This is a genomic window from Pseudoalteromonas sp. S4741 (assembly GCF_005886135.1).
Lineage (GTDB): Bacteria > Pseudomonadota > Gammaproteobacteria > Enterobacterales > Alteromonadaceae > Pseudoalteromonas > Pseudoalteromonas tetraodonis.
Window position 1 is genome coordinate 1 of sequence record NZ_PNCN01000066.1, and the last position, 10267, is coordinate 10267.

Annotated in this window: 6 protein-coding genes; 3 read left to right on the forward strand and 3 right to left on the reverse strand. The window is 38.9% G+C overall.

Annotated features, from left to right (window positions below; translation table 11 throughout):
* Positions 1-143: 143 nt before the first annotated feature.
* Genes CWC30_RS10790 through dinG form a run of 3 tightly spaced genes read right to left on the reverse strand, consistent with a single transcriptional unit; the run spans position 144 to position 3605 of the window.
* A complete protein-coding gene (locus CWC30_RS10790; protein ID WP_036982007.1) occupies positions 144-752 on the reverse strand; it encodes a primosomal replication protein in 609 nt (202 codons plus the stop codon).
* 1 nt (position 753) lies between these two features.
* Positions 754-1530 carry a TSUP family transporter gene (locus tag CWC30_RS10795; protein WP_036982008.1) on the reverse strand — a complete coding sequence of 259 codons (777 nt, stop codon included), beginning with the start codon at positions 1528-1530 and terminating at the stop codon, positions 754-756.
* Entirely contained in the window at positions 1530-3605 is a 2076-nt protein-coding gene (gene dinG, locus CWC30_RS10800; RefSeq protein WP_138627063.1) for an ATP-dependent DNA helicase DinG, read from the reverse strand. The genes CWC30_RS10795 and dinG overlap by 1 nt, the downstream gene beginning before the upstream one ends.
* A gap of 60 nt (positions 3606-3665) precedes the next feature.
* On the opposite strand from dinG, the gene CWC30_RS10805 reads away from it, so the two are divergent.
* The 3 genes from CWC30_RS10805 to CWC30_RS10815 all read left to right on the forward strand — a co-directional run bounded on the left by CWC30_RS10805 (position 3666) and on the right by CWC30_RS10815 (position 9967).
* Complete coding sequence (locus tag CWC30_RS10805; protein WP_138627064.1) at positions 3666-6014, forward strand: DNA polymerase II; 2349 nt, start codon at positions 3666-3668, stop codon at positions 6012-6014.
* 413 nt (positions 6015-6427) lie between these two features.
* Positions 6428-9205 (forward strand): TonB-dependent receptor plug domain-containing protein, encoded by a 2778-nt coding sequence (locus CWC30_RS10810; protein ID WP_138627065.1) that lies wholly within the window; start codon positions 6428-6430, stop codon positions 9203-9205.
* A gap of 66 nt (positions 9206-9271) precedes the next feature.
* The gene (locus CWC30_RS10815) at positions 9272-9967 is read left to right on the forward strand and encodes a 2OG-Fe(II) oxygenase (RefSeq protein WP_036953878.1); all 696 of its coding nucleotides are present in this window, start codon (positions 9272-9274) and stop codon (positions 9965-9967) included.
* Positions 9968-10267: the final 300 nt, after the last annotated feature.

The window sequence follows — 10267 nt, forward strand, 5'->3', positions numbered from 1 at the left end:
AGTTTGAACAAATTTTAATCTGCAAAGGTCAACAGACCCTAGACATTCAACTTCATGCTTAAGCTGCTGATACTTTTTAATTGGAAAGCGATGGCGCTCAGGTAACTCTAATTGCGAGTACAGAGGGTGATAAAAAAGCTGCATTAGCGTAGCTGTTGTTTTTCTACTTGTTGAATTTTGTCTTCGGTGGCAGAAATTGCTTTTCTACAACGGCCGAGTCGTGCATGAGTGGTTAAAATTTCTTGATTAAGCTTTTGCGCTTGCGCTGGTGATGCTTTTTCCATTTGCAATTTACGCTCTTCAATCATTAATACCAGGCGGCGTTCAAACTCATGGTTTTGTTTAAGTTCATCATATAACTCATGGGATGATTGCATGATTTTTTGCACTGCTTGTTTGTAAATAGGCTGTTTGGCACGAGGCTTAAAATGACTTTTGTTTTCTTTCACCCAAATAGGGGTCGATTTAATTACATTAAAGACCGCTTGTACCTGGCTGGCAATGCGCTCAAGTGCATAGGTGTAGGCATGACGGTGTTCGCTCGGTGGTAGGCTGGCTATTTCATCTTCTATTTCTACTACATAGTCGGCTAAGTTCATGCTTTTGGTACTAAATACGCCTCTGTCAAATAAGCTCGGCTGTGCCTGCATATACCGGTTTTTAGCAAATAATTTTGCTTTATCAAATTGCTCTGCCTGTTGCTTAAGCGTAGCAACTTGTTGGCGTAGTTTGTCTAAAGCAGCAGATTGCATGTTAAAAGTATGCCTCGTAAATTAGTTTTAATGCTAAAAGTATAACCATAGTATTAAACACTGGGCGAATAAATTTACTGCCAAAACGAATAGCTGAATGTGCGCCAAACCATGCACCAAGCATGATAAAGAAGCCCATTGTAATTCCCAGTAAAAAGTTAACATGGCCAAGTGCAACAAAGGTGATCAGCGAGATAAAGTTAGAAACAAAATTCATTGAACGCGCCAAACCACAATTGAGTAGCAAACTCATTTTATAAAGCATACCGTTTGAGGCAGTCCAAAAAGTTCCCGTTCCAGGACCAGCTAAACCATCAAAAAAACCTAGGCTTAATCCTTGTAGCCACTGTTTTACTTTTATTGTGCGGGTTAATTTAGGCAGATCATCACTTTGTGTGGTACTTAAATTACCAAACAAGCTGTAGCAAGCCACTAAAATAATAATAATGGGTAAGAGTTTATTTAAAAACTCAATGCTTAAATGATCAACAATAAGTGTGCCTAACAAAGCACCTATGGCGGTAGCTATAATAGAAGCAAACCAAAATCGTGGGTTAAATAACTGTTTTTTATAATAGGTAATACTGGCGGTTAACGAGCCAAAACTGGCGGCCAATTTATTAGTGCCAAGGGTTAAATGAGGAGGCAATCCCGCCGTTAACAGTGCTGGTACAGTAAGTAATCCACCGCCGCCAGCAATAGCATCAATAAAGCCCGCTAAAAGTGCAACGCCACATAAAATAGCCCAAGTTGTTGGGTCGAGTGCAAGTTCAAACATCAGTAATCTATTTGTCTTTTAAAAGGTGGTAAGGTGTCAAGCATGGCTTTGCCATATCGTTTGGTGACTAGGCGTCTATCTAAAATAGTTATTGTGCCTGCATCACTTTCTTTGCGCAGCAGTCTACCACAGCTTTGTACCAATTTCTTTGCTGCGTCTGGCACGGTTATCGATAAAAACGGATTACCGCCTTTACTTTGCACAAACTCTGCTTGTGCTTCTTCTATTGGCGAGGTGGGCACCGCAAACGGAATTTTGGTAATAATCAGGTTTTCTAAATACTTCCCAGGTAAATCAAGCCCTTCAGAAAGGCTTTGGGTGCCAAATAAAATACTGCCTTTGCCTTCATCAATATTTTTAGTATGTAATTTGAGTAAAGTTTCTCGTGACATTTCACCTTGTACTAATAAGTTAAAACCTTTTGTTCTAAGAAACTTACTTACATGGTCCATTTGCCAGTAAGAGGCAAATAACACTAAGTTGGCTTTTTTTGTGTTTAGATAATCGGGTAATGTTTTAGCAATATGATCGCTAAATTCTTTATCTGTTGGCTCTATACTTGAGGCCGGAATGCGTAAAGTGGCTTGTTTTGGGTAGTCAAACGGAGAGGGGACTTTAATGAATTTTACCCCTTCCTCTTTGGCAAGGCCGCTTTCATAGGCAAAATGATCAAATGAACCGAGTGCGCTCAAGGTGGCTGAACATAACACGGCTCCAGCGCATTCGCTCCACAGCTTATCTTTTAAATAGTAACCGACCTCAATGGGGCAGTCGCTAAGCAAGTGATCATGATGGCTTTTATATTCAAGTCGTTTTATCCAACGCGCATGCGGCGTGCCTTCACCTTTAGTTGCGTAACTAAACCATAATTTATTAAGTTGCTCTAATCGGTTTATGTATTGCCCACTTTCAGCCAGAATGGGGTCGGCAATATAAGGTTTAATATCACCGTCGCTTACATCTTGGGTGAGGGTGTCGTGCATTTTATTCAAACACCGTAAAGCATCAAGCGTAGCCTCACTAATGTCTTTTGCTTTTGCGTGTAACGATTTAGGTATTTCACCATGTTCAAAGCGATAGGTATCGTCTTTTGAATATTCAAAATCAGCGTTGTCGAGTATATCGCGCACCACTTTTAAATCTTTGTTAGCATCGTTAACGCTATCGCATAACTTAAAGTTTTGCCCAATACCTTTTTGACCCACTAACACTTTGGCCATTTTGCCACTAAATTTAGTGAGTTTGTCGAGCCAATCTATCGTGCCTTTTATTGTAGCCGCAGCAGATGAAAAATCCCGGGTAATATGCGCAAGGTGATGCGCTTCATCGATTACATAAATGGTGTTGTCGGGCTCGGGTAAAATTTTTCCGCCCCCTAAGTCTAAATCGGCTAACAGTAACGAATGGTTTATAACTAAAACATCCATTTGCATTAACTGCTGGCGAGCCAGTTGAAACGGGCATGTTTGGTGTGCTTTCATCTGGCGTTGGCAAGCATGCTTATCGCAAGCAATGAGCCCCCATACCCTATCAGGAATGGTATCGGCCCAGCTGTCTCTATCGCCTTGCCATTTTTTATTGATATAGGCATCGTAAAGTTGCTTTAAGCATTGAGTTTCCATATCACTTAATGGCGATGTAAGGGTAGGCATAAACTCCATTTGAGTTTGGCTATCGCTGTTTAGCGCATTATGAAGTTTGTGTGCACAAATATAACGTTGGCGGCCTTTTACTAAATCAAATTTAAAATCGAGCCCTGAGTGCTTTTTAAAAAACGGCAGCTCTTTAGCGATTAATTGCTCTTGCAAAGCCACAGTAGCTGTGGAAATAACCAATTTCTTTTTTTGTGCTAATGCCAGTGGTAGAGCGCCTAGGCAGTAAGCTAATGACTTTCCGGTGCCTGTGCCTGCTTCAATAACACAAATACGTTGTTTTTTATGGTATTCACCGGCTAATGTTTTGGCGATTTCAGCAACTAAATAGTTTTGACTACTGCGAGGACGGTAATCGGTTAGGTTATTTGCAACATGCTGGTGTACTTGTCTAATTGTTTTTTTAAGTGAGCTCGATAGCATGTGATGATTAACCTAAAATATGTATATAATTACAGTGTATATATTAAGTGGGATCGAACATTGACACAAGCAATCTATCAGGGCTTTATTTTATCAAGGCAACAATACGCGGCTAAAAATGCACAAGGTATTACTTTGTGCTATTGGCTAAGCTCTGATCAGGGCCCACTTAAAGTTATTATTGAAAACCAGCAGGCAGTGTTTTTCATCCCATTGTCAGCGCAACATACTGCAAATACTTTACTCGCACAGGCAAATATAAAAGCGCAGTTTAATAAGGTTGAGTTGTGCCATTTTAGTGGCAGCGAATGTGTGGCTTGTTACTTCAACGACATACATAGTTTATATACTGCGCGAACTCTACTAGAACAAGCAATGCCAATTTATGAGGCCGATGTACGCCACAGCGACCGCTTTTTAATGGAGCGCTTTATTAAAGGAGGTGTGTGGGTAGCGGGTAACGCCAAAGCTCAAAACGGCTTTATTGAAATTAGTGACGCAAAGCTAAAAGCAAACACCGAGTATACGCCAACGCTTAAGTCTGTTTCTTTGGATATAGAATGCAATGGCGACGGGGTGTTATTTAGTGTTGCACTGGTGGGAAATGGTCTAGATTGCGTATTGATGATAGGTGAGCCGCAGCTGCAGAGCGACTCGACATTTGAAATAGACTGGTGCTATGACGAAATTAACCTACTTACCAAGCTGCAGCAGTACATTATAAATAATGACCCCGATGTTATTATTGGTTGGAATGTCATTGATTTTGATTTTAGTTTATTGCAAGAACGCGCAGAGGCGTTAGGGCTTACTCTAAACTTTGGCCGAGATAATCAACCTTTATATATTAATAAGGGTCATTACACCCGATTAACGCTCCCAGGGCGTTGCGTAATAGATGGCATTGATACATTAAAAAATGCGACTTACCGATTTGACAGCTTTTCGTTAGCTAATGTTGCAGAGCGTGTGCTTAACGAATCTAAATTAATAAAAACCGATAACCGATTATCTGAAATTGTACGCCAATTTAATGAAGACAAGCTCGCTCTTGCTGCTTATAACCGCCAAGATTGTATTTTGGTTAATCAAATTTTCGAAAAATTAAAGTTATTTGAATTTGCCATAGTCAGAACCCAAATAACAGGGCTCGAACTGGAACGCATGGGTGGCTCGGTTGCCGCATTTACAAACTTATACTTACCGTTATTACACCGCAGTGGTTATGTTGCCCCCAATTTAGGCGATCATGGGCTCTCATTTGAAAGCCCCGGTGGCTATGTGATGGAGTCGACTCCAGGGCTGTATAAAAACGTTTTGGTACTTGATTTTAAAAGCTTATACCCTTCAATTATGCGTACGTTTTGTATTGACCCGCTAGGTTTAATCGCAGGGTTAAATGCACCAGAGCATGCGGTTGAAGGATTTAATCAGGCGTTATTCTCAAGAACGCAGCACCACCTGCCAAAATTAATTGAGCACCTGACACAAACTCGCCAAGAAGCAAAAGACACTAATCAACCCATGCTCTCGCAAGCGATTAAAATTATTATGAATAGCTTATATGGCGTACTGGGCTCTAAGGGTTGTCGGTTTTACGATCCGCGTTTATCGAGTTCCATTACTTTGCGTGGCCATGAGATAATGCAAACAACCCGTAAATGGATAGAAGCGCAAGGCTTTAAGGTGATATATGGTGATACCGACTCTACGTTTGTAAAACTTAGTGAAGATACCAGTCCTGAGCAATGCAACGAAATTGGCTGCCAACTTGTTCATCATATTAATACGATGTGGCAAGCTGATTTAAAACAACGCTATGATTTACAAAGTTATTTAGAAATTGAATTTGAAACTCATTACACCCCGTTTTTTATGCCAACTATTAGGGGTAAAAAAACAGGCTCTAAAAAGCGTTATGTAGGGCAAGTAACCAAAAATAATGAAAAAAAATTAGTATTTAAAGGTATGGAAACGGTACGTAGTGATTGGACTGAGTTTGCACAAGAGTTTCAAACCGAATTATTTGAGACTTTATTTACTGACAACTTCGAGGTGCAACAACTGCACGATATTATAAATAGCTACACTCAAAAACTTTATGATGGTGAGTTCGACCGTAAATTAGTATATAGAAAGCGGTTAGGGCAGCACCTTAACGATTACATCAAAAATATTCCTCCTCATGTTCAAGCCGTTAAAAAATATAAAGCGAATCATCCTGAGTTTGAAATAAAACGCGGGCAGGTGATTGAATATGTTTACGCAGTAACCGGCGCTGAGCTTTATAACGGTAAAAACATACTGAACTACCCACTGTACATTCAAAGACAGCTCGACCCTGTTGCGCAAATGATATTAAGCGCATTAAACACAACATCTGAATCTACACAAGCCTCATTGTTTTAGCTTAACTATGAGCTTAAAAAGTCTTTTATAGTTAATTATTCGCCTATAAACGTCAAAGGTGAATAAAAAATTTAAAGGTAAATTAACAATTGTGGCCTTGGTTACAATTTTATCTAAAAAGAATACAAAGCGTAATTTAAAAAATCATTTATTCAAACTCATAAAAATCAACTGGTTACCATGATGTTGTTTTTCATTCTCAAGTTTGTTTCTAAATCGTATCCATAAATTAATTTAAAAAACTAATAAAATACCGCCAAAAATGATAATGAAAAGTCATGCAAAGTGCTTTTAAAGTTAATTTAATGTTGACCATCTTGTGTTCATAGTATTATCATCTGAAGCGTGATCACAAATTAATTAACAAAAAGTGGTCGAAAATGAAAAACAAATAGTATTCTAGGGAGAATCAAATGTTAAATAACAAAGTTTCAAAAGCAGTTCGCTTAGCGATCGCTTTTGGTGCAGCTTCTACTGCTGCTTTCTCGGCAAGCTCTTTTGCTGCAGAAGAAGGCGCAGAAAAAGTTGAACGTATTCAGGTTACAGGTTCACGCATCAAGCGTACTGATTTAGAAAGTGCTAGCCCTGTTTTAGTTCTTAGCCGTGATGATTTAAATGTTAGTGGTCAATTAAGCATCGGTGACATTCTTCAACAAATTCCAGCTGCGGGTGCTGCACTTAATACTGCCTTTAATAACGGTGGTACTGGCGCAACAAACATGGATTTACGTAACTTAGGCGCACAACGTCTTCTTGTATTAGTAAATGGTAAGCGCTGGGTTTCATCTTTAGGTTCTACAGTTGATTTAAACACAATCCCATCGTCAGCGATTGAACGTGTTGAAGTTGTTAAAGACGGCGCTTCTGCTATCTATGGTTCTGATGCTATTGCTGGTGTTGTAAATATCATCACTCGTAAAGATTTTGAAGGTGTTGAGGTTTCTGTATACGGTGGTGAAAACTTAAAGTACAACGATGGTCGTCAGTATTCTGCAGACATCACTGTTGGTACTACTTCAGACCGCGGCGGCTTAATGTTTAATGCTAGCCATGTAACTCAACAAGAAATTTGGGCTGGTGATCGCGATATTTCTTCTATGGGTAACAGTTCTACAACTGAAAAAGGCCGTTTACGTCTTACTTCAAGTGCAATCAGCCCTGGTCTTCGTGATAGCTTACTTGCTCAAGGTTACACTGAAAACAACGCTGGTGAGTCAAACGCTGGTTTTGATTTAGTTCCTAATGGTGCAGGTTCAGCTGTAGGTTTAGATTCATTCCGTGACCGAGCTGGTGATGTTTACAACTACGCGCCTGAAAACTACCTTGCAACGCCACAAGAGCGTAACAGTTTTTATGTTCAAGCTTTTTATGACTTAAGTGATGACGTTCGTTTCGTATCAGATTTCATGATGACTAACCGTAAATCTTCACAGCTACTTGCAGCGATGCCATTAACAATTGGTGCATCTTTTGGTGCAGCCGCTAGCCGAGTAGACATCCACGAAAATAATATCTACAACCCATTTGGTGAAACACTCTATGGTGATGCTTCTCGCTCAGGTGTAGAAGGTTATATCCCATTTGCTGGTCAACGTCGTTTTGTAGAAGCGGGTAACCGTATTTACAGACAAAATGATACTACTTACCGTGCAATGGTTGGTTTAGAGGGCGGTATTGGTGATACATCTTGGGTTTGGGATGCTTCTTACATTTATGGTAAGAATAGCCAAGACGTTTTAACAACAGGTCTACTTAACCTTACTCGTATAAACCAAGCATTAGGTGACAACTGTAGTGCAGCTACTTCTTGTGTACCACTTAACCTATTTGGTGGTGCTGGCTCAATTACACAAGATATGGTTGATTTTGTAACATTTGACAGTGTTTCTCGTGAAGGTTTAGAACTTAAAGATTACACAGTAAACTTTGCTGGTGATGCATTTGAGTTACCTGCAGGTGTTGTAGGTATGGCCGTTGGCTTTGAACGTCGTGAAGAGTCAGGTTACGATACGCCTGATCCACTAACTCAAAGTGGTGAAACTTCAGGTAACCAACGTGATGCTACTTCAGGTGGTTTCCGCTTAGATGAAGCTTATGTAGAACTTTCAATTCCAGTATTTGATGGTTTAACTATTGCACCAGCAATTAGATTCTCTGACCACAGCGCATACGGTAGCAACTCTACAGCTAAAGTTGGTGTTGAATACCGTCCAATGGATGATTTACTTCTTCGTGGTACTTGGGCTGAAGGTTACCGAGCTCCTTCAATCTCTGACTTATATGCAGGTAATGCAGATGCATACCCTACATTAACAGACCCGTGTAATTCGGATGCTGATACAGGTGTTGTTCCAAGCTTACCTGGTTGTGCTGGCGTACCAAATGGTTACACGCAAGCTAATACACAGATCCGTGAAACTCGCGTTTCTTCTCCAGATTTACAACCAGAAGAATCAGAATCTAAAACGTTTGGTATTGTTTATAACCCAAGCTATGTTGATGGTTTAGAATTCACAATCGATTACTACGATATCGAAGTTGAAAACTCAATTGGTCGTTACGGTTCTAACCGTATATTAAACGAGTGTACTTCAGGAAGTAATGCATCTTCTTGTGATTACATTGACCGTGATGCTAACGGTAATATCGTTGATTTACGTAACTTCCTACAAAACTCAGGTACCTACAATGTTGAAGGTATTGATTTTTATACTGCATACAAGTTTGATACTCAGTACGGTAGCTTCAGAACATCTCTTGATTTGTCTTATGTAATGACAAACGAGTTCGATGGCGAAGATCAAGTAGGCGTACAGTATGGTGATGCTGGTTATCCTGAATATAAAGGCACATTTGCTCTAGATTGGTCTCAAGGTGACTTTGATGCGCATTGGCAAACACGTTATGTTGACCGTATGCAGAACTATTATGACGTTGTAGGATACACTCCTTTTTACCCAGGAATGGCAGCTGAGATTGGTTCTTACTTTGTACATGATGTATCTGTAGGTTATGCGCTAGATGCTTACAATACTAAGTTAACATTAGGTGTTGAGAACTTATTCGCGAAAGAACCTTCTCCGGAATACATTAACAATGACTATGCAATCTCAACTAACAACTTCTCTGTTACAGAGTACGACGTTAATATGGATCGCTTTGTATATGTACGAGCTACAATTAAGTTCTAATAACTTAGAAACTTAAACTTTATTTAAAAGCCACTTTTTAGTGGCTTTTTTATTTTTGGAATATTTATGATTCAACTAAATAAAAATATTGATGTAGTTAATTTACATAGGGAATACTCTAAAAATAAGAGAATTATGGTTGATAGTGTTTTAGAGTTTGATGGTTTTTCTAAAATTACAGAAAAATTAAAACACAATATTCCTTATTTGAATGCATATTCTTTAAATGGCCAATATATTCAATCATCAGATGATGAATTAAAAAATATGTCTCCCAATAAAATGAGAGCGCTTCAGCAGACTATTTATGAAAATGCGAGTAAAGGGGTTGGCTTTTTTTATGGGCGATATGAAATAACTCAGAATGAAAAAGATGAATTACTAAAGGAGCTATTTAATTATCTTAATGGCCAAGAAGTTTTAAAATTGATTAGTGATGTTACAGGTGTAAAGGGTTTAAAAAGTGCAAGTGTGCAACTAACACGCTATGTACCAGGAAATTTTTTGACACGACATAATGATGTACTCCCTACAAAGCAAAGAGCAATCGCTTTTGTTTTTGGTTTTACACCACAGTGGCACCCAGACTGGGGTGGTTTGTTACATTTTTATGAAATGGATGGAAAGCTGACAGAGACGTTTATGCCTAAAAGTAATGTTTTATCCCTTTTTGATGTGCAATTACCACATTCTGTTTCTTATGTAACTCCATTTGCTCGTGCTGCAAGATACTCAATTACTGGCTGGTTTAACTTAAAATAATATTATTTAAGCGGTGCTAAGTTAGGTGTTGATAACTTATTCAATCGTGGCTTACCAGGAAGTACGACTGGCACAGGTGTAGGCTCAGCGATTTACGATAATATTGGACGTTTTGCGTACCTACAAGCTACTTACAAATTTTAAAGCTATGACCTATTAATATAATATTTTTAAACTAATAGAGTTGCTTAGAATTGCAGATAAGTTAAGTATGTAATTAAATACCCTTAATCATTTTGATTAAGGGTATTTTTTTATATTTATACATAATATAGTTCTCTTGAATCGCCCCGTGTTTGC

Bases quoted from the DNA above. Each gene is read 5' to 3' on its own strand.
- dinG (WP_138627063.1), bottom strand. From the start codon at position 3,605: ATGCTATCGAGCTCACTTAAAAAAACAATTAGACAAGTACACCAGCAT.
- CWC30_RS10815 (WP_036953878.1), top strand. From the start codon at position 9,272: ATGATTCAACTAAATAAAAATATTGATGTAGTTAATTTACATAGGGAA.
- CWC30_RS10790 (WP_036982007.1), bottom strand. From the start codon at position 752: ATGCAATCTGCTGCTTTAGACAAACTACGCCAACAAGTTGCTACGCTT.
- CWC30_RS10795 (WP_036982008.1), bottom strand. From the start codon at position 1,530: ATGTTTGAACTTGCACTCGACCCAACAACTTGGGCTATTTTATGTGGC.
- CWC30_RS10810 (WP_138627065.1), top strand. From the start codon at position 6,428: ATGTTAAATAACAAAGTTTCAAAAGCAGTTCGCTTAGCGATCGCTTTT.